Annotated in this window: 24 protein-coding genes; 17 read left to right on the top strand and 7 right to left on the bottom strand. The window is 59.9% G+C overall.

What is annotated here, in order from left to right:
* The first annotated feature begins 96 nt into the window (after positions 1 to 96).
* From HBO11_RS11795 to HBO11_RS11765, 7 genes are all read left to right on the top strand, one after another.
* The gene (locus HBO11_RS11795) at positions 97 to 648 is read left to right on the top strand and encodes an Rnf-Nqr domain containing protein (protein ID WP_169954437.1); all 552 of its coding nucleotides are present in this window, start codon (positions 97 to 99) and stop codon (positions 646 to 648) included.
* Positions 645 to 1853, top strand: a complete 1209-nt coding sequence (rsxB, locus tag HBO11_RS11790) for an electron transport complex subunit RsxB (RefSeq protein WP_169954438.1) — start codon at positions 645 to 647, stop codon at positions 1851 to 1853. Before HBO11_RS11795 ends, rsxB begins: the two co-directional genes overlap by 4 nt.
* On the top strand, positions 1840 to 2805 hold the full coding sequence (locus HBO11_RS11785) for an RnfABCDGE type electron transport complex subunit D (RefSeq protein WP_169954439.1): 966 nt from the start codon (positions 1840 to 1842) through the stop codon (positions 2803 to 2805). The genes rsxB and HBO11_RS11785 overlap by 14 nt, the downstream gene beginning before the upstream one ends.
* Positions 2802 to 3407, top strand: a complete 606-nt coding sequence (locus tag HBO11_RS11780; protein ID WP_169954440.1) for an RnfABCDGE type electron transport complex subunit G — start codon at positions 2802 to 2804, stop codon at positions 3405 to 3407. Before HBO11_RS11785 ends, HBO11_RS11780 begins: the two co-directional genes overlap by 4 nt.
* Positions 3400 to 3903 (top strand): Rnf-Nqr domain containing protein, encoded by a 504-nt coding sequence (locus tag HBO11_RS11775; RefSeq protein ID WP_169954441.1) that lies wholly within the window; start codon positions 3400 to 3402, stop codon positions 3901 to 3903. The genes HBO11_RS11780 and HBO11_RS11775 overlap by 8 nt, the downstream gene beginning before the upstream one ends.
* A gap of 16 nt (positions 3904 to 3919) precedes the next feature.
* Complete coding sequence (nth, locus tag HBO11_RS11770; RefSeq protein WP_169954442.1) at positions 3920 to 4558, top strand: endonuclease III; 639 nt, start codon at positions 3920 to 3922, stop codon at positions 4556 to 4558.
* A 107-nt stretch (positions 4559 to 4665) separates the two neighbouring features.
* Positions 4666 to 4848: a hypothetical protein gene (locus HBO11_RS11765; protein WP_169954443.1), complete on the top strand. Its 183-nt coding sequence runs from the start codon at positions 4666 to 4668 to the stop codon at positions 4846 to 4848.
* Between the two features lie 62 nt (positions 4849 to 4910).
* Here HBO11_RS11765 and HBO11_RS11760 read toward each other — a convergent pair whose 3' ends face one another.
* The 3 genes from HBO11_RS11760 to HBO11_RS11750 form a co-directional block, all read right to left on the bottom strand.
* Positions 4911 to 5543: a response regulator transcription factor gene (locus tag HBO11_RS11760; RefSeq protein WP_169954444.1), complete on the bottom strand. Its 633-nt coding sequence runs from the start codon at positions 5541 to 5543 to the stop codon at positions 4911 to 4913.
* Positions 5544 to 6166: 623 nt separating this feature from the next.
* Positions 6167 to 7384 (bottom strand): argininosuccinate synthase, encoded by a 1218-nt coding sequence (locus tag HBO11_RS11755; RefSeq protein ID WP_029295244.1) that lies wholly within the window; start codon positions 7382 to 7384, stop codon positions 6167 to 6169.
* 128 nt (positions 7385 to 7512) lie between these two features.
* A complete protein-coding gene (locus tag HBO11_RS11750; RefSeq protein ID WP_169954445.1) occupies positions 7513 to 8421 on the bottom strand; it encodes an OmpA family protein in 909 nt (302 codons plus the stop codon).
* Between the two features lie 156 nt (positions 8422 to 8577).
* On the opposite strand from HBO11_RS11750, the gene pyrC reads away from it, so the two are divergent.
* Positions 8578 to 9624, top strand: coding sequence for a dihydroorotase (gene pyrC, locus HBO11_RS11745; RefSeq protein WP_169954446.1), 1047 nt, complete (start codon positions 8578 to 8580; stop codon positions 9622 to 9624).
* On the top strand, positions 9621 to 10292 hold the full coding sequence (rnt, locus tag HBO11_RS11740) for a ribonuclease T (RefSeq protein ID WP_029295237.1): 672 nt from the start codon (positions 9621 to 9623) through the stop codon (positions 10290 to 10292). Before pyrC ends, rnt begins: the two co-directional genes overlap by 4 nt.
* A gap of 71 nt (positions 10293 to 10363) precedes the next feature.
* On the opposite strand, the gene HBO11_RS11735 is transcribed toward rnt, so the two are convergent.
* Entirely contained in the window at positions 10364 to 10966 is a 603-nt protein-coding gene (locus tag HBO11_RS11735; protein ID WP_032858443.1) for a peroxiredoxin, read from the bottom strand.
* A 235-nt stretch (positions 10967 to 11201) separates the two neighbouring features.
* Here HBO11_RS11735 and HBO11_RS11730 point away from each other — a divergent pair, with 235 nt between their 5' ends.
* A complete protein-coding gene (locus HBO11_RS11730; protein ID WP_038442994.1) occupies positions 11202 to 11420 on the top strand; it encodes a bacterioferritin-associated ferredoxin in 219 nt (72 codons plus the stop codon).
* 201 nt (positions 11421 to 11621) lie between these two features.
* On the top strand, positions 11622 to 12092 hold the full coding sequence (gene bfr, locus HBO11_RS11725) for a bacterioferritin (protein WP_038442996.1): 471 nt from the start codon (positions 11622 to 11624) through the stop codon (positions 12090 to 12092).
* A gap of 79 nt (positions 12093 to 12171) precedes the next feature.
* Here the strand turns inward: bfr and grxD are convergent, their stop codons facing one another.
* Positions 12172 to 12510 (bottom strand): Grx4 family monothiol glutaredoxin, encoded by a 339-nt coding sequence (gene grxD, locus HBO11_RS11720; RefSeq protein ID WP_032858447.1) that lies wholly within the window; start codon positions 12508 to 12510, stop codon positions 12172 to 12174.
* Positions 12511 to 12613: 103 nt separating this feature from the next.
* On the bottom strand, positions 12614 to 14722 hold the full coding sequence (locus HBO11_RS11715; protein ID WP_169954447.1) for a molybdopterin oxidoreductase family protein: 2109 nt from the start codon (positions 14720 to 14722) through the stop codon (positions 12614 to 12616).
* 435 nt (positions 14723 to 15157) lie between these two features.
* Here HBO11_RS11715 and argF point away from each other — a divergent pair, with 435 nt between their 5' ends.
* Positions 15158 to 16078, top strand: a complete 921-nt coding sequence (argF, locus tag HBO11_RS11710; RefSeq protein WP_169954448.1) for an ornithine carbamoyltransferase — start codon at positions 15158 to 15160, stop codon at positions 16076 to 16078.
* Positions 16075 to 17184 carry an ABC transporter ATP-binding protein gene (locus HBO11_RS11705; RefSeq protein WP_169954449.1) on the top strand — a complete coding sequence of 370 codons (1110 nt, stop codon included), beginning with the start codon at positions 16075 to 16077 and terminating at the stop codon, positions 17182 to 17184. The genes argF and HBO11_RS11705 overlap by 4 nt, the downstream gene beginning before the upstream one ends.
* A 157-nt stretch (positions 17185 to 17341) precedes the next feature.
* On the opposite strand, the gene ybaK is transcribed toward HBO11_RS11705, so the two are convergent.
* Positions 17342 to 17812 (bottom strand): Cys-tRNA(Pro) deacylase, encoded by a 471-nt coding sequence (gene ybaK, locus HBO11_RS11700; RefSeq protein WP_169954450.1) that lies wholly within the window; start codon positions 17810 to 17812, stop codon positions 17342 to 17344.
* A 371-nt stretch (positions 17813 to 18183) separates the two neighbouring features.
* Here ybaK and HBO11_RS11695 point away from each other — a divergent pair, with 371 nt between their 5' ends.
* The 4 genes from HBO11_RS11695 to glpD all read left to right on the top strand — a co-directional run bounded on the left by HBO11_RS11695 (position 18184) and on the right by glpD (position 23308).
* Positions 18184 to 19038, top strand: coding sequence for an MIP/aquaporin family protein (locus tag HBO11_RS11695; protein ID WP_169954451.1), 855 nt, complete (start codon positions 18184 to 18186; stop codon positions 19036 to 19038).
* A gap of 79 nt (positions 19039 to 19117) precedes the next feature.
* Positions 19118 to 20623: a glycerol kinase GlpK gene (gene glpK, locus HBO11_RS11690; RefSeq protein WP_169954452.1), complete on the top strand. Its 1506-nt coding sequence runs from the start codon at positions 19118 to 19120 to the stop codon at positions 20621 to 20623.
* A 97-nt stretch (positions 20624 to 20720) separates the two neighbouring features.
* On the top strand, positions 20721 to 21476 hold the full coding sequence (locus tag HBO11_RS11685) for a DeoR/GlpR family transcriptional regulator (RefSeq protein ID WP_038443004.1): 756 nt from the start codon (positions 20721 to 20723) through the stop codon (positions 21474 to 21476).
* 293 nt (positions 21477 to 21769) lie between these two features.
* Positions 21770 to 23308 carry a glycerol-3-phosphate dehydrogenase gene (glpD, locus tag HBO11_RS11680; protein ID WP_169954453.1) on the top strand — a complete coding sequence of 513 codons (1539 nt, stop codon included), beginning with the start codon at positions 21770 to 21772 and terminating at the stop codon, positions 23306 to 23308.
* The last annotated feature ends 11 nt before the right edge of the window (positions 23309 to 23319 follow it).

Below are 23319 nucleotides of genomic sequence, written 5' to 3'. Positions count from 1 at the left end.
CCTGTCGCGGTGATTGGCCGCGACAGGGCGGTTTGCGCTAGTACCCTCTCCCTGCTTGCCGGATAATCAGGCCCTGTTTGCTTAACCGGCTCGACCATGACCGAACTGCTTGTCGCCCTTCTCTGCGCCGCCCTGATCAGCCATTACCTGCTGCGCCTGGCGCTGCCTGGAGATCCCCGGGTGGAGCGACTGCGGGTACACGCCCTTGGGTTGGCGACCACGCTGTTGATGGTGCTGACGGGTGTTTCGAGCTACCTGCTTGTTCATTTCGTGTTGCAACCCTTGGCGCTGGACGCGTTATGGCTGTTTGCCTATGTGCCCGTGGCAATCCTGTTGAGCCAGCCGTTGCTGAATGGGCTTTCGCGCCACGTGCCCGCCCTGCCCGTCGATGGCTTATGGGTACCACTGCTGGCTAACGCCGGCGTGCTCAGCGGGGTACTCCTGGGCCCGGGCCACGCCAGCCAACTGATCTACAGCCTGGGCATCGGCCCGGCGTTCTGGCTGACCTTCAGCCTGTTCAGCGATTTGCGCCAGCGAATAGATGAAAACGATATCCCCCAGCCCTTCAAAGGCTTGCCCGTGGACCTGCTCAGTGCCGGGCTGATGGCCGTGGCATTCCTGGGCTTAAACGCAATGATCAAACCATGAGCCTGATTCAACGTATCGACGCCCTGCTGCCCCAAACCCAATGCGGCAAATGCGGGCACCCCGGTTGCAGGCCCTACGCCGAAGGCATCGCCCAGGGCGAGGCCATCAACAAGTGCCCGCCGGGCGGCCCCGAAACCATTGCCGAACTGGCGCAGTTGTTGAACCTGGTACCGCTGGAGCTGGACAGTTCCCGTGGTGAAGCCCCGGCGCAGATCGCCTTTATCCGCGAGGCCGAGTGCATCGGCTGCACCAAGTGCATCCAGGCCTGCCCGGTGGATGCGATTGTCGGCGCGGCCAAGCTGATGCATACCGTGATCGTGGATGAATGCACCGGCTGCGACTTGTGCGTAGCGCCTTGCCCGGTGGACTGCATCGACATGCTGCCGCTGCCCCTGGCCGCGGTGCTGCCGATTGTCGCGGGCTACGCGAATACTGCCGAGGAGCGCCAGGCGCGCGGGATCAAGCGTGATCGCGCCCGCCGTCGCTTCGAGCAACGCAACGCAAGGCTGCAACGCGAGGAAGAACACAAGCTGGCGGAGCGCCTGGCCCGCAGCAAACGCCCGGCCCCCATCGAGCAGGTCAATAGCGACCCATTGCAGGCCGCCATCGAACGCATGCGCGCACAAAAAGCCGCAGAGATCGACACAGCGTTAAAAAAAGCCAAGGTCAACCTGGCAATGAGCCGGGCGCAACTGCACAAATCCCTGAAAGCCTTTGGCCATCCGCCGACCTTTGAGCAGCAGTCGCAGTTGATCATCCTGCAGCAGCAGTTTGAGTCCGCCGAACAGGCATTGACCGCCCTCGCAGCGAACGCCCCCACAGTGGCGCCCCCCCAGACCAGTAAAGACCCTGAGCTCAAGCGCGCAAAAATCCAGCTGGCCATGCGTCGCGCCGAGCTGAAAAAGGCCCAGGACGCACTGGCCGATGCAGAGCAACTGACCACACTCGGCGCAGCCCTGGCCGCCGCCGAACAGGCGTTGCACGCAGCCGAAGAAAAATCCGAGCAGCCCCGGCCGGACCTGCAACGTATCGAGAAACGGCCCATCGACCGCCACCTGCGCCAGTTGAAGACCGCCCTGGCCTATGCCCGCGCCGACCTGAGCAAACTTGAGCGCCAGCCCACCAGCAGTGCCGCCGAGCTGACGGATGCCAGGCTGCGCGTGGATGAAGCCCAACGGCAAGTAGATAGTCATGTCAGCGCCTGAGGTGGTTGATCGCCAGCAACACGCCATGCAGCGATTATTGCTGGCCACAACGCCCGGCGTGCTGGTGCTGTTCTGGCTGTATGGCTGGGGCGTGCTGATCAATCTGTTGCTGGCCGGCAGCTGTGCATGGGCCGTCGAAGCCGGTGTGCGCCAAGTGCGCGGCCATGATTCCCGCGACTTGGGCGGCCTGGTCAGCGCGGTGTTGCTGGCCTTGGCGCTACCACCTTATTGCCCGTGGTGGTTATGCCTGGGCGCTGTCAGCGGTGGCTTGCTGTTGGGCAAACACCTGTATGGCGGCAAGCAAAACCCCTTCAACCCGGCCATGCTCGGTTATGCGTTGATGCTGCTGGCCTTTCCCCAGCCAATGACCCATTGGCCGGCGTCCCACGGGCTGGACCTGTTGGCCGGTCTGCAACAAGTGTTCGGCCTGCACGGCGAGACCGCCGATGCCTGGGCCCGGGCCACGGCGTTGGATGCCTTGCGCATCAATAACAGCCTGACTGTCGACGAGCTGTTTGCCCGCCACCCGGCTTTCGGCCAGCTCGCAGGTAAAGGCACTGAGTGGGTGAACCTGGCATTTCTCGCTGGCGGCCTCTATTTACTGCAGCAACGGGTCTTCAGCTGGCATGCGCCGGTGGGCATGCTCGCCAGCCTGTTTGTCATCAGCCTGCTGTGCTGGAACGGATCGGGTTCGGACTCCCATGGCTCGCCGCTGTTTCACCTGCTGACCGGAGCCACTATGCTCGGGGCCTTCTTTATCGTCACCGAGCCGGTGTCGGGTGCAAAAAGTGCGCGGGCGCGCTTGTTGTTTGGGGTGGGCGTGGGATTGCTGACCTATCTGGTCCGCACCTGGGGCAGCTACCCGGATGGCGTGGCGTTCGCGGTGCTGATGATGAACCTGGCAGTGCCGGCACTGGAGCGCTGGACGCGGCCGCAGGCGGTGGAAGCATGAAGCGCACCTCGCAAGCCTTGAGCGTGCTTTTGATCGCCGCCGGCGCGGTAGGCCTGACCCTTGGCCTGCAACAGCTGACCGCCAAGCCCATTGCCGCGCAGCAGCGTGAAATGCAAAGCCGGGCGTTGCTGGATGTACTGCCTGCTGGCAGTTATGACAATCAACCGCTGGAACGCCCCTTGGACGTTACTTCGGCAATGCTGGACAACAGCCAACTGCTGGGAGCTTACCTCGCGACCTTGGCCGGCAAACCCAGCTCCGTGGTGCTGCGCTCCCAGGTCGAGGGTTATGGTGGCCGCATCCAATTGCTAATTGCCATCGACCGCAACGCCAAGCTGCTCGGGGTCAAGACCCTGGCACACACGGAAACGCCCACGCTGGGCGGGCATATCGGCGAACCCGGCAATCCCTGGCTTGCCTCATTCAAGGGGCTGTCGCAGGAAAATCCACAGGCTTGGGCGCTGAAGAAAGACAGCGGCCAGTTCGACCAAATGGCCGGTGCGACCATCACGTCCCGCGCCGTGATCAACGCGATCCACGATGCCCTGCGGTATTTTGACGAGCACCGCCAGGCCCTGCTGGAGCGCACCGACCATGACTAAGCCATTGGTCCTCGGCAACCTGTTGCTGCTACCGGCGCTGCTGGGTGTCAGTGACACGCCGGCGAGTGCTGCAACGTTCTGGGTTATGTGGACGCTGATCATGATGCTCCATGGCTGGAGCTGCGGCTGGGTGCGCAATCGCCTCAGTGGCCAGTGGCAGCTGATGGCCAATGTATTACTGGCCACCACCTGGGTCAGTTGCGCCAACCTAGTGGCGCAGGCAGTGGCCTTTGCCCCGTCTACGGGCCTGGGGGCATACCTGGCCTTGATCGGCCTGCAATGCGTGCTGCTTGAGCACGAAGGCCTGTTCGCCGCCCACCAGCGCAGGGCACAACTTAAACTGTTCGCGCTAGTAACCGGGCTACTGGCTGCAATCACCCTCTCGCGCTTGTTACTCGGCAGTAGCATCGCCACCCTCGCCCCCACAGAGTTTATCCTGCTCGGGTTGCTGCTCGCCGGGTGGCAGGCCTGGACCCAACGCCACACACCACATTGAAGGAACCGCTCGCCCAATGAACGCCGCAAAACGCCTGGAGATCTTTCGTCGGTTTCACGAGGACAACCCCGAGCCCAAGACCGAACTGGCCTACTCATCGCCGTTCGAGTTGCTGATTGCCGTGATCCTGTCTGCGCAATCGACGGATGTGGGCGTCAACAAGGCCACGGCCAAGCTGTTTCCCGTGGCCAACACCCCGGCTGCTATCCACGCCCTGGGAGTCGAAGGATTGTCGCAGTACATCAAGACCATTGGCCTGTACAACAGCAAGGCGAAAAACGTCATTGAAACCTGCCGACTACTGGTCGAGTTGCATAACGGTGAAGTGCCAGAGACCCGCGAAGCACTTGAAGCCCTGCCCGGCGTAGGCCGCAAGACGGCCAATGTGGTGCTCAATACGGCGTTTCGCCAATTGACCATGGCGGTGGACACCCATATTTTCCGTGTCAGCAATCGCACGGGAATCGCGCCGGGCAAGAATGTGGTGGAGGTCGAAAAGCAATTGATGAAGTTTGTGCCAAAGCCTTACCTGCTCGACTCCCACCACTGGCTGATCCTGCACGGTCGGTATGTGTGTCAGGCCCGCAAGCCGCGCTGTGGCAGCTGCCGCATCGAAGACTTGTGCGAATACAAGGAAAAGACGTCGGACGATTGAGCAATCATTGGTTTTATTGATCAGTCGATTGAAAAAATCTTTTTTACCCGGTGCACGATTGTCGATATAAGGAGCGCCAACGGCAGTCTTAGCCTGGAGTTAACCTTATGAGCACTGGCAAAGAACAACTGGATGTAGAAGAAGACTTTGTGGCCGCAGACACGGACGAGGCAGCCGAGGCGCCTGTAGAAGTTGCCAAGACCAATTTGAGCAAACGCCGCACCATCGACAACCTTCTGGAAGAGCGACGCTTGCAAAAACAGTTGGCCGATTACGATTTCGATCTCTAGCCAAACGATCACACAGAAGCCTCCGCCATGGAGGCTTTTTTCTGCCTGTTGCTCCCTGCTTCTTAAACCAGGCCGTTACGCTGGGCAAGCTCGATCAGGTCCACCAGGGACCGGGCGTTGAGCTTGAGCAGCAAGCGCGTCTTGTACGTGCTCACAGTCTTGTTGCTGAGGAACATGCCATCAGCGATCTCTTTGTTGGTCTTCCCCTGGGCCAGTTGCTGCAGCACCATCATCTCCCGGCCTGAAAGCCGCTCGACCATGTCGGCTTCGCAGGTATTACCCTGGCTGGAACGCACCGAGTTGAGTGCCTGGTTGGGAAAGTAGCTGTAGCCGGACAGCACCGCCTTGATCGCGCTCAGCAACTCGGTCAGATCCTGTTGCTTGCACACGTAGCCAGCCGCGCCCGCGTGCATGCAGCGCATGGAGAAGTGGCCCGGCGCCTGCGACGTCAACACTAATACCTTGAAGGGTTGCGCCTGCTTGGTGGAAGACAGGCGACAAATAACTTCCAAACCGTCAAGTTTGGGGATTCCAATATCCAGGATGACAATATCCGGCATATGCTCCCGCGCTAGTTGCAACGCGTCGACTCCGTTATCGGTCTCTGCAACGACCTCATAACCATGACGTTCCATTAGCATGCGTACAGCAAGGCGAATGACGGGATGATCATCCACGATCAGCACTTTATTCATGGGCAAGTCCAATTTCGCTGTTCGAATTATTCAGAACCAGCACAATAGCCTAGTCGTTTCCTCCTTGGCATAGCACTCCCCCCCAAGTAACGACAAGCAGAGACCCAACCCACAAAGTTATGAGAATAGGCCTACAAAAAAACGCCTATATGGATGTGTGGGTTATTGTTTGGCCTTTCAGAACTTTCCGTGAGCAAACATATTTTGAGCAAAAAAACGCCTGCCGAACCAGCAAAAGTAAACACGACGCACGCCACTTTCAGGAAATGCCCCTTGCCAGGGTTGTACCGGCAGGGACCATTACAGAAAAACACCTCTCGGAAAAGTTCCATGGAAAAATTCACCACTAACCATGTACCGAACCATCTGACAGATAATTCCTAAGATAAAACCAGATATCTGATCCGTCCTACTAATTAACCGAATGAATTTAAACATAAATACTCACATACGGTTAATCTACCAACTTCCAGATACAAAAATCACAAGCAACCCATAATAAACAGCAACACCCTCAACATCAGAAAAAATATTAAACATAATTAAACAACGACGCCCAAAATTACAGTCAAAAAAAATGGCCCCTCATTCGAGGGACCACTTTTTATCCAGCCTGGACGACATCAGAACAACTTGCGGCCCTTGTTGGCCGCAATGCGCATGCGCAGAGCGTTGAGCTTGATGAAGCCAGCGGCGTCGGCCTGGTTGTAGGCGCCGCCATCTTCTTCAAAGGTCGCGATGTTGGCGTCGAACAGCGACTCATCGGACTTGCGACCGGTGACAATCACGTTGCCCTTGTACAGCTTCAGGCGCACAACGCCGTTCACATGGACCTGGGACGCGTCGATCATCTGTTGCAGCATCAGGCGCTCAGGGCTCCACCAGTAGCCGGTGTAGATCAGGCTGGCGTACTTGGGCATCAGCTCGTCCTTGAGGTGAGCCACTTCACGGTCCAAGGTGATGGACTCGATGGCGCGGTGCGCGCGCAGCATGATGGTGCCACCCGGGGTTTCGTAGCAGCCACGGGACTTCATGCCCACGTAGCGGTTTTCGACGATATCCAGACGGCCGATACCGTGCTCGCCACCGATACGGTTCAGGGTCGCCAGTACGGTGGCCGGAGTCATTTCGACACCGTCCAGCGCAACGATGTCGCCGTTGCGGTAGGTCAGTTCCAGGTATTGCGGCTTGTCAGGAGCGTTCTCCGGAGAGACGGTCCATTTCCACATGTCTTCTTCGTGCTCGGTCCAGGTGTCTTCCAGCACGCCGCCTTCATAGGAGATGTGCAGGAGGTTGGCATCCATCGAGTACGGGGACTTTTTCTTGCCGTGGCGCTCGATCGGGATGGCGTGCTTTTCAGCGTAATCCATCAGCTTTTCACGGGACAGCAGGTCCCACTCACGCCAAGGAGCAATCACTTTCACGCCTGGCTTCAAGGCATAGGCGCCCAGTTCGAAACGCACCTGGTCGTTGCCCTTGCCGGTGGCACCATGGGAAATGGCGTCTGCGCCGGTTTCATTGGCAATTTCGATCAGGCGCTTGGCGATCAGAGGACGTGCGATGGAAGTACCCAGCAGGTACTCGCCTTCGTAGACGGTGTTGGCGCGAAACATCGGGAAAACGAAATCGCGGACGAATTCTTCGCGCAGGTCGTCAATGTAGATCTCTTTGACGCCCATGGCTTGCGCCTTGGCTCGTGCAGGTTCGACCTCTTCGCCCTGACCCAGGTCAGCGGTAAAGGTCACCACTTCACAGTTATAAGTATCCTGCAGCCACTTGAGGATCACCGAAGTGTCCAGGCCGCCGGAATACGCGAGAACGACCTTGTTTACGTCGGCCATGCCATCACTCCACGGGGTTTTACGGAAAGGCGTCGATTCTACCGATCAAAACCGTGAAATTACAGGGGCGCGACAGCAAATGAAGATAAAGCGACAGATTATGTCGGGCGAGCGACGAATGGCCGCACCTAAGAGGTCGCTGCTGCGTTCGCCGGACCCGCAGCCTGAGGCGCCGGCTTTTCTGGGGCGGGCACGCGGTCGAGGTGGATATTCACCCGTCGATTCTTCGCCCGGTTGGCAGGATTGGTATTGGGTACCAGTGGATAACGTTCACCGTGGAAACGCAGCACGATCTGCGACTCGGGGATGCCGTTGGCCTTGAAGAAGTCCATCACGGCCAAGCCTCGGCGTCGGGACAGGTCACGATTGGTCAGGCGGTTGCCGCTGTTGTCCGAGTGGCCGTCCAGCTCGATATGGTTGACCGTAGGGTCGGCCTTGATGAACTCAAGCATCACCATCAACTTGGCCTTGGCGGCTGGGTCCAGGTCGATGCCGCCGCCCGGAAAGCCGACTTCAGCCTGCTTGACCTGCTCGAAGTTCATCGGCAGCAACTTCGCGGTACACAACTGGTAGTCGCTGTAGGCCTTGTTAAAGCGTACCGGCAGCAGGCGGATCTCCGAATAACCGCCATCCCGCGAATAGTGGCGCACGGTCGGGCTGCGGCCATCGAGCAAGCCATTGAACAGGCGCCCGGCCTGGGCCTGGGAACTGTTGAACAGCACATCACCACTGCCGGCCCGCACGGCGCCGAGGTTGATATCACCGCGCCCAGGCTGCCACGGCGCGGCCGCCGCCAATAGTGTTGCAGAGCCGACGCCCAACGCACCGTTGTAGGCTTTCAAACGAAATGTCGCCTGCTCGCCGGCCCGGCGCACGAACTCACCCGAACCAAAATCGGCAATCGGCTGGCTCAAGCGGCACTCGAACTTGTCGCCTTCCACCTTCCACTCAATATTTTCCAGGCGCGTCTGGAACGTCAGGGCCATCGCAGGCAGGCTGGCGAACACGCTGAGCAGGGCTAGATATTGCTGGCGCACGGGCGGCTCCACTGGTTTCTACAACACAACAAGGCGTCATACATCGTTAAGGCATACCCAGGGATATCGGTCGCGTCCTGCAAAACTTGATAGCGAGTGCCTGCAAGAGTCTTTTCCGGTAGCATTCCCACCAGATTGACCCGCCTGGAATCCCCAATGTCCGACCGCCTGACCCTGCTGCGTCCCGACGACTGGCATATTCATCTTCGCGATGGTGCTGCGTTGCCCCAAACCGTGGCCGATGTTGCGCGCACGTTTGGCCGCGCCATCATCATGCCTAACCTGGTACCTCCGGTGCGCAATGCCGCAGAAGCCGACGCCTATCGCCAGCGCATCCTCGCTGCGCGGCCGGCCGGCAGCCGCTTCGAACCGTTGATGGTGCTCTACCTGACCGACCGCACCCAGCCCGCCGAAATCCGCGAGGCCAAGGCCAGCGGTTTCGTACACGCTGCCAAGCTGTATCCGGCCGGCGCCACGACCAACTCCGACTCCGGCGTGACCAGTATCGACAAGATCCTGCCCGCCATCGAAGCCATGGCCGAAGTGGGCATGCCGCTGCTGATCCACGGTGAAGTCACCCGTGGCGATGTCGATGTGTTCGATCGCGAGAAGATCTTCATCGACGAACACATGCGCCGTGTGGTCGAGCTGTTCCCGACCCTCAAGGTGGTGTTCGAGCACATCACCACCGCAGACGCCGTGCAGTTCGTCACCGAGGCGTCGGCCAACGTCGGCGCGACCATCACCGCGCATCACCTGCTGTACAACCGCAACCACATGCTGGTGGGCGGGATCCGGCCGCACTTCTATTGCCTGCCGATCCTCAAGCGCAACACCCACCAGGTGGCGTTGCTCGATGCGGCTACCAGTGGCAGTGCGAAGTTCTTCCTCGGCACCGACTCGGCGCCCCACGCCCAGCACGCCAAGGAAGCGGCCTGCGGCTGTGCCGGCTGCTACACCGCTTATGCGGCGATCGAGCTGTACGCCGAGGCCTTCGAGGCGCGTAACGCCCTGGACAAACTCGAGGCTTTCGCCAGCCTCAATGGCCCGCGTTTCTACGGCCTGCCGGCGAATACCGACCGTATTACCCTGGTCCGTGAAGACTGGAGCGCCCCCACCAGCCTGCCATTTGGCGAGCTGACCGTTATCCCGCTGCGCGCCGGTGAAACACTGCGCTGGCGCCTGCTGGAGGAACACAAGTGAGTGAAGACCATTACGACGACGAACAGGAACACGGTGGCGGCGGTTCGCGCCATCCGATGGCCGAGCGTTTTCGCGGCTATCTGCCTGTCGTTATCGACGTAGAAACCGGCGGCTTCAATTGCGCTACCGATGCGCTGCTGGAAATTGCAGCAACCACCATCGGCATGGACGAACAGGGCTTTGTGTATCCAGAACACACCCATTTCTTCCGCGTCGAGCCGTTTGAAGGCGCCAACATCGAAGCCGCAGCCCTGGAATTCACCGGGATCAAGCTCGACCATCCGTTGCGCATGGCCGTTAGCGAAGAAGCGGCATTGACCGATATCTTCCGTGGCGTACGCAAGGCCTTGAAGGCCAACGGCTGCAAACGCGCGATCCTGGTCGGCCACAACAGCAGCTTCGACCTGGGCTTCCTCAACGCCGCCGTGGCGCGCCTGGACATGAAGCGCAACCCGTTCCACCCGTTCTCCAGCTTTGACACCGCCACCCTGGCTGGCCTGGCTTATGGCCAGACCGTACTGGCCAAGGCGTGCCAGGCAGCCGGTATCGACTTCGACGGTCGCGAGGCCCACTCAGCTCGCTACGACACCGAGAAGACTGCCGATCTGTTCTGCGGCATCGTCAACCGCTGGAAGCAGATGGGCGGCTGGGAAGATTTCAGCGACTGATTGAATCGCCAAATCCCACGCATAAAAAAACCGGCCCTCTCAGGCCGGTTTTTTTTCACCGCGAACCTGGCTTACAGCTTGCCAGCGTTCTCGGTCAGGTAAGCCGCAACGCCTGCTGGCGAAGCGTTCATGCCTTTGTCGCCTTTTTTCCAGTTGGCTGGGCAGACTTCGCCGTGCTCTTCGTGGAATTGCAGAGCGTCGACCAGGCGGATCAGCTCTTCCATGTTACGGCCCAGCGGCAGGTCGTTGATGATCTGCGAGCGCACAACGCCCTTGTCGTCGATCAGGAACGCGCCACGGAAAGCCACGCCGCCTTCGGACTCAACATCGTAGGCCTTGGCGATGTCGTGCTTCATGTCGGCAGCCATGGTGTATTTGACTTTGCCGATGCCGCCATCATTGATAGCGGTGTTGCGCCAGGCGTTGTGGGTGAAATGGGAGTCGATGGAAACGGCGACCACTTCAACGTTACGCGCCTTGAAATCGTCCATGCGGTGATCCAGGGCGATCAGCTCGGACGGGCAGACGAAGGTGAAGTCCAGCGGATAGAAGAACACCAGGCCGTATTTGCCTTTGATGGCTTCAGACAGCTTGAAGCTGTCAACGATTTCGCCATTGCCGAGGACGGCTGGGACGTCGAAATCCGGGGCTTGTTTGCCGACGAGTACGCTCATTGGTTATCTCCTGATGGTAATTGAAGTAAATGGACCGCCCTTGAGTCTGCCGCGAATTGACGACAGGCCTGCGACGCGATCACGCTTCGTAAAGACCGACCATCATACCTGAAAAAAGCCGTTCGTCAGTGTGGGGGCCAGGGCGGGCAACGGTTTGAGAAAGCACTTTGACAATCATTCTCGTTAACATTAAGATCCATCGCACTTAAGCCTTAAACCGCGATGGTTCTCCCTTATGTATGTCTGCCTCTGCACTGGCGTCACCGACGGACAAATCCGCGAAGCGATCTATGAAGGTTGCTGCAGCTACAAGGAAGTGCGTGAAACCACCGGCGTTGCCAGCCAATGTGGCAAATGTGCCTGCCTTGCCAAGCAAGTGGTACGGGAAACCCTGACAAAACTGCAGGTAGCCCAGGCGGCGATCCCCTACTCGGCAGAATTTACACACGCCTGAAACAGCCTATTTTAAAGAACCGGACTTAGTGTCCGGTTTTTTTATGCCTGTAATTCAAATAGTTAGGGCCAAGACGCGGAACACAAACATTCTTATTCCGATTAATTTTCATTTATTATTCAATAACTTAGGTTTGACACCAGTAATTGCGCAGCTCAAACTCCGCCCTATATACAACGAACACAGGGCAGGACCCCAATCATGAAAGGCGACATCTCAGTCATCCAGCAACTCAACAAAATCCTTGCCAATGAACTGGTCGCGATCAATCAGTACTTCCTGCATGCACGCATGTATGACGATTGGGGTCTGGAAAAGCTCGGCAAGCGTGAGTACAAGGAATCGATCAAGGCCATGAAGGACGCAGACGCGCTGATCAAGCGCATCCTGTTCCTCGAAGGCCTGCCGAACGTCCAGGACCTGGGCAAGCTGAACATCGGCGAGCACACCCTGGAAATGCTCAACAGCGACCTGGGCTTCGAGCGCAAGAGCCATGCCGACCTCAAGGCCGCCATCGCCCATTGCGAAACCAAGGGCGACTTCGGCAGCCGCGAACTGCTGGAAGATATCCTCGAAGACCAGGAAGAACATATCGACTGGCTGGAAACCCAAGTTGGCCTGATCGACAAAGTGACCCTGGAGAACTACCTGCAATCGCAAATGGGTGAATAACCCATCGCCTGCCGGTAAACATCAGGCACAAAAAAGCCCCGCTCTCGAATGAGAAGCGGGGCTTTTTATTGCGCGCCGATTACGCTTCGGTCTTGGCCGCCGCTTTTTCAGCAGCATCCTTGATCAGCGCTTGCAACGAACCATCAGCCGCCATTTCGGTGATGATGTCGCTACCGCCGACCAGCTCACCGGCCACCCACAGTTGTGGGAAAGTAGGCCAGTTGGCGTACTTGGGCAGATTGGCGCGGATTTCCGGGTTTTGCAGGATATCGACGTAAGCGAACTTTTCGCCACACTGCATGACAGCCTGGGAGGCCTTCGCGGAGAAGCCGCACTGCGGGGCATTCGGCGCGCCCTTCATGTAAAGCAGAATGGTGTTGTTAGCAATCTGCTCTTTAATCGTTTCGATGATATCCATGGAACACCTCGGCTGGAACTTTGCGACTCACAGGTCGGCACGGTGGCGCATTGTAACGCAAAATCCCAGCGTGGTGCTCGAGCTCCCCGACAGACTCACTGCGTCACGCCGCCGCGACCTGCACCGGCACGCCATTCAATGCCGCGTTGCCCGACAACTCATCCAACTGCCGCTCATCCGTCAGGTCGTTGGCGCTGGCCCCCGGCTGCGCGCTGGCAATGTTCATGTGCACGCCCGGCCGATCATGACCCCAACCGTGGGGCAGGCTGACCACGCCGGGCATCATCTCCAGGCTGGCCAGCACTTGCACCTCGATCATGCCGATCCGCGAACTGACCCGCACACGCTGCCCGTCACTGAGCTGGCGATTGGCTAAGTCATCCGGGTGCATCAGCAACTGGTGCCGCGGCTTGCCCTTCACCAGCCGGTGATAGTTATGCATCCATGAATTATTGCTGCGTACGTGCCGGCGGCCGATCAACAGCAACTCATCGACCTTGGGCAACGGCAATGCGGCAAACCGCGCCAGGTCCGCGAGGATCACTGCTGGCGCCGCCTGCACCCGACCATTGGCGGTTTTCAAGCGCGCGGCCAGGTTGGCCTTCAGCGGCCCCAGGTCCAGGCCGTGGGGATGCTCGGCCAACATCGCCACTGACAACTTGTGCGTGGAGGCGTCGCCATAGGCTCCCGCCCGCAGGCCCAGGTCAATCATCTGCGCCGGCGCCAGGGTCGGCTTGAGCGGGTTGCCGGTGCGGGCCGCAAACGCTTGGGCCAGGCCGACGAAAATCTCCCAGTCGTGCAGTGCACCCTCGGGCTTGGGCAGAATCGCCCGGTTGAAGCGCGTGACGTTGCGCACTGCAAACATGTTGAAGGTGGTGTCGTAGTGATCGTTTTCCAGGGCCGAGGTCGATGGCAGGATCAGGTCGGCATAGCGTGTGGTCTCGTTGATATACAGATCGACACTGACCATGAACTCCAGGCCGTCCAGCGCCTGCTCGAGTTGCCGCCCATTGGGCGTGGACAGCACCGGATTGCCAGCCACTGTCACCAGTGCGCGGATTTGTCCTTCGCCCTCGGTGAGCATTTCTTCGGCCAGGGCCGACACCGGCAACTCGCCACTGTACTCGGGACGCCCGGACACCCGGCTCTGCCAACGATTGAAGTGCCCGCCGGACGTGGCCGCCACCAGGTCTACCGCAGGCTCAGTGCACAAGGCACCGCCGACCCGGTCCAGATTGCCGGTAACCAGGTTGATCAACTGCACCAGCCAGTGGCACAAGGTACCGAACGCCTGGGTCGACACCCCCATGCGCCCGTAACAGACGGCCTTGTCTGCCGCCGCAAAATCCCGCGCCAACTGGCGAATCTGCTCGGCCGGCACCGCGCATTGCGCGCTCATGGCCTCGGCGGTAAAGCCCGCGACAGCGCGGCGCACCTCGTCCAAGCCATCCACCGGCAAGTGGCTGTCGCGGGTCAGGTGCTCGTTGAACAATGTGTTGAGTAACCCAAACAGCAACGCCGCATCGCCACCGGGGCGCACAAACAGATGCTGGTCGGCCATGGCCGCCGTCTCACTGCGCCGGGGGTCGACCACCACCACTTTGCCGCCACGTGCCTGAATGGCCTTCAGGCGTTTCTCCACGTCCGGCACGGTCATGATGCTGCCATTGGAGGCCAGTGGATTGCCGCCAAGGATCAGCATGAAGTCGGTCTGGTCGATATCCGGGATGGGCAGCAACAGGCCATGGCCGTACATCAGGTGGCTGGAAAGGTGATGGGGCAACTGGTCTACCGATGTCGCAGAGAAGCGGTTGCGCGTCTTCAACTGCCCGAGGAAGTAATTGCTATGGGTCATCAAGCCATAGTTATGCACGCTGGGGTTGCCCTGATACACCGCCACCGCATTGTGCCCATGCCGTGCCTGGATCCCCGCCAGCCGTTCGGCCACCAGGGCGAAGGCCTCGTCCCAGGGGATCGGCTGCCATTCGCTGCCCACCCGCAACATGGGTTGGTGCAGGCGATCGGGATCGTTCTGAATATCCTGTAGGGCCACGGCCTTGGGGCAGATATGGCCGCGGCTGAAGGTGTCCTGTGCATCACCCTTGATCGATGTGATGGCAATACTGCCATCATCCGAGGTGGTGGTTTCCAGGGTCAGGCCGCAGATGGCTTCGCACAGGTGGCAGGCACGGTGATGGAGAGTCTTGGTCATGGCCAGTCTCTTTATTAGGGCTTTGGCCCGACTATGAGCCGCGCCCATCGGCGGCGCCAGCAACGTTCGCCCCGTGAATCAACGGGCATCAGGCCAGGCCATGGGTAAGCATGAGCAAATGTTTCAGAAACCTCCCACACCGCCCAGGAAACCGACCCAACCTGGCCCGGGGCCGCCATCACACATTGCAAAAGGTCGCGGCGCCAGTGTACAAATGACCCGCTGCTGTCCGTAAACAGGCCTCAAAAGTGCAATTCCCGCCCCTTTGAACACCCCTAAAAAACCGTAGCCTATTGGTAAGACGCGACATTTAGTGTCAATATCGCGCCTTCCCCTATTTCGTCGCCCCGTGCGGCTTTCGCCGCAGGTCTCGCCCGTTGTCACAATAAACAAGGCTTTGAGTATCTGCGGTCTGTTGCAAAAAGGTAGTTAATGATGAGCGCAAGGCACTTTCTCTCCCTGATGGATTGCACGCCCGAAGAGCTGGTCAGCGTGATCCGTCGAGGCATTGAGCTTAAAGACCTGCGTAATCGCGGCGTACTGTTCGAGCCTTTGAAAAACCGCGTACTCGGGATGATTTTCGAGAAATCGTCCACCCGTACCCGCCTGTCCTTCGAAGCCGGCATGATCCAGCTCGGCGGCCAGGCCATTTTCCTGTCGCCACGGGACACCCAACTGGGCCGTGGCGAGCCGATCAGCGATTGCGCCATCGTCATGTCGCGCATGCTCGATGCGGTGATGATCCGTACCTTCGCCCACAGCACCCTCACCGAATTTGCCGCCAACTCGCGGGTGCCGGTGATCAACGGCCTGTCCGATGACCTGCATCCCTGCCAGTTGCTCGCCGATATGCAGACGTTCCTCGAACATCGCGGCTCGATCCAGGGCAAGACCGTGGCCTGGATCGGCGATGGCAACAACATGTGCAACAGCTATATAGAAGCGGCGATCCAGTTCGACTTCCATCTGCGCATCGCCTGCCCCGAGGGCTATGAGCCGAGCGCCGAATTCCTGGCCAAGGCCGACGCCCGCGTACAAATCGTGCGTGACCCGAAAGACGCGGTGATCGGCGCGCACCTGGTGAGTACCGACGTCTGGACCTCCATGGGCCAGGAAGACGAGACCGCCAAGCGCTTGGCCCTGTTCGCACCTTATCAAGTCACCCGCGAATTGCTCGACCTCGCCGCGCCGGATGTGCTGTTCATGCACTGCCTGCCGGCCCATCGCGGCGAAGAAATCAGCCTCGACCTGTTGGACGACTCGCGCTCCGTCGCCTGGGACCAGGCAGAAAACCGCCTGCACGCCCAGAAGGCCTTGCTGGAGTTCCTGGTCCCACCGGCGTACCACCACGCATGAGCCAGCCACTTCTGCTGAATCTACGCAATCTGGCATGCGGCTATCAGGACCAACGGGTGGTGCAGAACCTCAACCTGCACCTTAACGCCGGCGATATCGGTTGCCTGCTGGGCTCCTCGGGCTGCGGCAAAACCACTACCCTGCGGGCGATTGCCGGGTTCGAACCGGTGCACGAAGGTGAGATCAACCTGGCCGGCGAAGTGATCTCCAGCGCCGGCTTTACCCTGGCACCGGAGAAACGTCGCATTGGCATGGTGTTCCAGGACTACGCGCTATTTCCGCACCTCTGCGTGGCCGACAACATTGGCTTCGGCATTCGCAAACACCCGCACAAAGAGCGCGTGGTCGCCGAGCTGCTGGAATTGGTCAACCTGAAGAACCTGGGCAAGCGCTTCCCCCACGAACTGTCTGGCGGCCAGCAACAGCGCGTGGCCCTGGCCCGTGCGTTGGCGCCGGAGCCGCAATTGCTGCTGTTGGACGAACCCTTCTCCAACCTTGATGGTGAGCTGCGGCGCAAGCTCAGCCATGAAGTGCGCGACATCCTCAAGGCGCGTGGCACCAGTGCGATTCTGGTCACCCATGACCAGGAAGAAGCGTTTGCCGTGAGCGATCACGTCGGCGTGTTCAAGGAAGGCCGGCTGGAGCAGTGGGATACGCCCTACAACCTATATCACGAACCGCTGACACCCTATGTCGCGAGCTTTATTGGCCAGGGTTATTTCATCCGTGGCCAGTTGAGCACGCCGGAGTCGGTCAGCACCGAGTTGGGCGAGTTGCGCGGTAATCGTGCCTATACCTGGCCGACTGGCTCTGCGGTAGACGTTTTGCTGCGCCCGGATGACATCGTGTATGCACCGGACAGCGCCTTGAAAGCGCAGATTGTCGGCAAGACCTTCCTGGGTGCCTCGACCTTGTACCGCTTACAGTTGCCGACCGGCGCCCAGCTGGAATCGATTTTCCCCAGCCATGCCGATCATCAGGTGGGTGCGCAGGTGGGGATCCGCGTGGCGGCCGAACACCTGGTGCTGTTCCAGGCCTCGGGGAGCACGGCGGCGCAGATTCCGCAGGTGGAGTCCGGCGTGCGGCGCTACAGCACTGCCAGCTGAAGAAACCGAATCCAAAATGTGTGCAGGCTTGTGTGGGAGCCTGGCTTGCCCGCGATGCAGGCGCCTCGGGCTGTCAGCTACAGCGAGGTGATGCTATCGCAGGCAAGCCAGCTCCCACAGAGGCTCGCTCCCACATTTGATCCTACCGTTCTTGAAATCAAGCCCGGCCAATCGGCGCGAATTTGCCCTGGGTGTGCTCGGCCAACACCGCCGCCGCCAACTCCACTTCCAAGCCCCTCCTACCCGCACTGACAAAAATTGTCGCAAAAGGCTGTGCGCTCTCATCGATGAAGGTGCGCAAGCGTTTCTTCTGCCCCAGCGGGCTGATCCCGCCCAACAAATAGCCGGTAGAACGCTGCGCCGCCGCGGGGTCGGCCATCTCGACTTTCTTCACCCCTGCCGCGTGCGCCAGGGCCTTCAAATCCAGACTTCCGACGACCGGCACCACCGCCACCAATAACTCGCTCTTTTCGCTGCTGGCGAGCAGGGTCTTGAACACCCGCGCCGGGTCGAGACTCAACTTCTCCGCGGCCTCCAGGCCATAAGAGGCGGCCTTGGGGTCATGTTCGTAACTGTGGATACGATGTTCGGCGCGAACTTTTTTCAACAAGTCCAATGCGGGTGTCATGGGGGCTCCAGGCTCGGGGGAAACGTGGAAAAGCAGGCCACCGATTCTAGGACAAACCCAGGCAAAACGCTCTAGTGCAGGGCGCAGTGCGACGAATCCGCGCAGATCCTGGCCACGCTCGCCGCCCATTGCGTCGCCTCGTTGCGGCGATCATTCACCGTGTTAATAGTTTGAAAATGACCGGCCGTTCACTTTCGACCTTTGACAGCGGTGTTTCTTGTCTATATTTTTTCGTTTCCGAATACTGTAGGAATCTATCCACAGTGTCCGAGCAGTAAGCCGTGACCAGGATGGGGATCCTCGTCACGGTGAAAATCGCGCACCGCCCGTTGTGGCACCGCGCCAGACAAGAAAAAAAATCGAGGTTTTCAATGACAACTGCTCTTCAACAGCCTTCTCTTTCAAGCCAATGCATGGCCGAGTTCCTCGGCACCGCGCTGCTGATCTTCTTCGGCACCGGCTGTGTCGCTGCGCTCAAGGTCGCGGGTGCCAGCTTTGGCTTGTGGGAAATCAGCATCATCTGGGGGATCGGCGTGAGCATGGCGATCTACCTGAGCGCCGGCATTTCCGGGGCTCATCTCAATCCAGCCGTCAGTATCGCGCTGTGCATCTTTGCCGATTTCGACAAGCGCAAACTGCCCTTCTACATCATTGCCCAGGTTGCCGGCGCCTTTTGCTCGGCCGCGCTGGTCTACACGCTCTACAGCAACCTGTTTTTCGATTACGAACAAACTCACCAGATGGTCCGTGGCTCCGCAGCCAGCCTGGAGCTGGCCTCGGTGTTCTCTACCTACCCCCACGCCTTGCTGAATACAGCCCAGGCGTTCCTGGTGGAAATGGTCATCACCGCCATCCTCATGGGCGTGATCATGGCCTTGACCGACGACAACAATGGCTTGCCCCGTGGCCCGCTGGCCCCGCTGCTGATCGGTTTGCTGATCGCGGTGATCGGCAGCGCCATGGGCCCGCTGACCGGGTTTGCGATGAACCCGGCACGGGATTTCGGCCCTAAACTGATGACGTTTTTCGCCGGTTGGGGTGAAATGGCCTTCACCGGCGGGCGCGATATTCCTTATTTCCTGATTCCGATCTTTGCACCGATTGTCGGTGCCTGCCTCGGCGCTGCGGCCTATCGCGGGTTGATTGCCCGCCATCTGCCCAACGCCACAGCGGCTACAACTGATGCAGCCGAAACCGCCGCCAGCGGTAACACCCGAACTTCCTGAAAGCGGTAGCCTGGGCCCTTCTGCCCCTTTGCGGCCCAGGCTACTTACCCATTCCCTTTTTCCGTCCAAGGCAATCGACATGACCGACACACAGAATAAGAACTACATCATTGCCCTCGATCAGGGCACCACCAGTTCCCGGGCGATCATCTTTGATCGTGACGCCAACGTGGTGTGCACCGCCCAACGCGAATTCGTCCAGCACTACCCGCAAGCCGGCTGGGTCGAGCATGATCCGATGGAAATCTTCGCCACCCAAAGTGCCGTGATGGTCGAGGCCCTGGCACAAGCCGGCCTGCATCACGACCAGGTTGCCGCCATCGGCATCACCAACCAGCGTGAAACCACGGTGGTCTGGGACAAGATCACCGGTCGCCCGATCTACAACGCCATCGTCTGGCAGTGCCGACGCAGCACCGAGATCTGCCAGCAGCTCAAGCGCGACGGCCATGAGCAATACATCAGCGACACCACCGGCCTGGTCACCGACCCGTACTTCTCCGGCACCAAGCTGAAGTGGATCCTCGATAACGTCGAAGGCAGCCGCGAACGCGCGCGCAACGGCGAACTGCTGTTCGGCACCATCGACAGCTGGCTGATCTGGAAATTTACCGGCGGCAAGACCCACGTCACCGACTACACCAACGCCTCGCGCACCATGCTCTTCAACATCCACACCCTGGAGTGGGATGCGAAGATGCTCGAGGTGCTGGACATCCCGCGGGAAATGCTGCCGCAAGTGAAGTCCTCCTCGGAAATCTATGGCCGCACCAAAAGCGGGATTGCCATCGGCGGCATTGCCGGTGACCAGCAAGCCGCCCTGTTCGGCCAGATGTGCGTCGAGCCGGGCCAGGCGAAAAATACCTACGGCACTGGCTGCTTCCTGCTGATGAACACCGGCGACAAGGCCGTCAAGTCCCAGCACGGCATGCTCACCACCATCGCCTGCGGCCCCCGTGGCGAAGTGGCCTACGCGCTCGAAGGCGCGGTGTTCAACGGCGGCTCCACCGTGCAGTGGCTGCGCGACGAGCTCAAGATCATCAACGACGCCCACGACACCGAATACTTCGCCAACAAGGTCAAGGACAGCAACGGCGTATACCTGGTGCCGGCGTTCACCGGCCTGGGCGCTCCGTACTGGGACCCCTATGCCCGTGGTGCGCTGTTCGGCCTGACCCGTGGCGTACGCGTGGATCACATTATTCGTGCAGCCCTGGAGTCGATTGCCTACCAGACCCGCGACGTGCTCGACGCCATGCAGCAGGACTCCGGCGAACGCCTCAAATCCCTGCGGGTGGACGGCGGTGCGGTGGCCAATAACTTCTTGATGCAGTTCCAGGCCGATATCCTCGGCACCCAGGTCGAGCGCCCGCAAATGCGCGAGACCACGGCGTTGGGCGCCGCCTACCTGGCCGGCCTGGCCTGTGGCTTCTGGGGCAGCCTGGATGAGTTGCGTGGCAAGGCGGTGATCGAGCGCGAATTCGAACCGCAACTGGACGAGGCCGCCAAAGAAAAACTCTACGCCGGCTGGAAAAAAGCGGTCAGCCGCACCCGCGACTGGGAACCCCACGAAGGCGCCGAATAAGCCACGCGCCGGACCCACTTAGGGTTGTAACTGGCAGGGAGCAGATTCCTGCGTCATCATGGGCCACTTTTTTGTACGGCAGCCCAAAGGACGCCCCATGAATCTGCCTCCCCGTCAGCAGCAAATCCTCGAACTGGTCCGCGAACGCGGCTACGTCAGTATCGAGGAAATGGCGCAGCTGTTCGTTGTGACCCCGCAAACCATCCGCCGCGACATCAACCAACTGGCCGAAGCCAACCTGCTGCGTCGCTACCACGGCGGCGCCGCCTATGACTCCAGCGTCGAAAACACCGAGTACGCCATGCGTGCCGACCAGATGCGCGATGAAAAACAGCGTATCGGCGAAGCCATTGCCGCACAGATCCCCGATCATGCCTCGCTGTTCATCAATATCGGCACCACCACCGAATCCATCGCCCGGGCGCTGCTCAACCACAGCCACCTGAAGATCATCACCAACAACCTCAACGTCGCCATGATGCTCAGCGCCAAGGACGACTTCGACGTGCTGCTGACTGGCGGCAATGTGCGCCGTGACGGCGGCGTGGTGGGCCAGGCCAGCGTGGACTTCATCAACCAGTTCAAGGTCGACTTCGCCCTGGTGGGTATCAGCGGCATCGATGAGGACGGCAGCCTGCTCGACTTCGATTACCAGGAAGTGCGGGTTTCCCAGGCGATCATTGCCAATGCACGCAAGGTGATCCTGGCGGCGGACTCGAGCAAATTCGGGCGCAATGCCATGATTCGCCTGGGGCCGATCAGCTTGATTGATTGCCTGGTCACCGATCAGCAGCCGGTGCCGGCGCTGGTGCAGTTGTTGAGCCAGAACAAGATTCGCCTGGAAGTCGTCTGATCTGGCCCTGAGATCTCTGGCGCCTGGACCACCTTCATCGCGGGCAAGCCCGCTCCCACAGTTGGAATGCGTTCAACCTGTGGGAGCGGGCTTGCCCGCGATGGCGGCCTAAAGAGCAACAACCCTCTTGAGCCAGCAGCAGGCTCAATGTTCACAATTTTTCCTTTCCCCGCCCTTCGATGAGTTTTTTCAATCGAAGTCGACTGGCTGTGCCCGCGTTTATAGGCTACCATTTTCGCAAATGAACATTAATGTTCGAATTCAAATATAAATAAAGATCGCGAGGCCAGCCGATGACCCCTTCTACCTTGCCTGCTCCACCCCTTGCCGAAGTCTATGATGTTGCCGTTATCGGTGGTGGGATCAATGGCGTGGGCATCGCGGCAGACGCGGCCGGTCGCGGCCTGTCGGTATTCCTTTGCGAAAAGGACGACCTGGCCAGCCACACCTCGTCCGCCAGCAGCAAGCTGATCCACGGCGGCCTGCGCTATCTTGAACATTACGAATTCCGCCTGGTGCGCGAGGCCCTGGCCGAACGCGAAGTGCTGCTGGCCAAGGCTCCGCACATCGTCAAGCAGATGCGCTTTGTGCTGCCCCATCGCCCGCACCTGCGCCCGGCCTGGATGATTCGTGCCGGCCTGTTCCTGTATGACCACCTCGGCAAGCGCGAAAAACTCGCAGGTTCCAAGAGCCTGAAGTTCGGTGCCGACAGCCCGCTGAAAAGCGAGATCACCAAGGGCTTCGAATACTCCGACTGCTGGGTCGACGACGCACGCCTGGTAGTACTCAATGCCATGGCCGCTCGGGAAAAAGGTGCGCATATCCACACCCAGACCCGCTGCGTCAGCGCCCGTCGCAGCAAGGGCCTGTGGCACCTGCACCTGGAACGCGCCGATGGCAGCCTGTTGTCGATCCGCGCCAAGGCCCTGGTGAATGCGGCCGGCCCGTGGGTCGCCAAATTCATCAAGGATGATTTGAAGCTCGATTCGCCCTACGGCATCCGCCTGATCCAGGGTAGCCACCTGATCGTGCCAAAACTGTACGAAGGCGCCCATGCGCACATCCTGCAGAACGAGGACGGGCGTATCGTCTTCACCATTCCGTACCTCAATCACCTGACCATCATCGGCACCACCGACCGTGAGTACACCGGCGACCCGGCGAAAGTGGCGATTACCGAAGGTGAAACGGACTACATGCTCAAGGTGGTCAATGCCCACTTCAAGCAGCAGTTGAGTCGCGACGATATCGTGCACACCTATTCCGGCGTGCGTCCGCTGTGCAACGACGAGTCGGATAACCCGTCGGCCATCACCCGCGACTACACCCTGGCGCTGTCCGGTACTGGCGAGGAAGCGCCGATCCTGTCGGTGTTCGGCGGCAAGCTGACCACCTACCGCAAGCTCGCCGAGTCGGCCCTGGCGCAACTGGCCCCGTACTTCCCGCATATCAAGCCAAGCTGGACGGCCAAGGCCAGCCTGCCCGGCGGCGAAGACATGAGCACCCCAGAAGCCCTGGCCTCGGACATTCGCGGCAAGTTCGAGTGGATCCCCAGCGAAATCGCCCGCCGCTGGTCGACCACCTATGGCAGCCGCACCTGGCGCCTGCTCGAAGGCGTGCAATCGCTGGCCGACCTGGGCGAGCACCTGGGTGGTGGCCTGTACACCCGGGAAGTCGACTACCTGTGCGCCGAGGAATGGGCGACCCAGGCCTACGACATCCTGTGGCGCCGCACCAAACTGGGGCTGTTCACCACCCCCGAGGAGCAGGAAAACCTGCAGCGCTACCTGGTCAAGGTCGAGCAGAACCGCAGCAAGATCGAAGCGGCCTGAATGACAAAGCC

The organism is Pseudomonas sp. WS 5010 (assembly GCF_012985565.1).
In the GTDB taxonomy this organism is placed as follows: Bacteria; Pseudomonadota; Gammaproteobacteria; order Pseudomonadales; family Pseudomonadaceae; genus Aquipseudomonas.
Note: the sequence above shows the minus strand (reverse complement) of the source record. Positions and strands in the feature narration are given on the sequence as shown.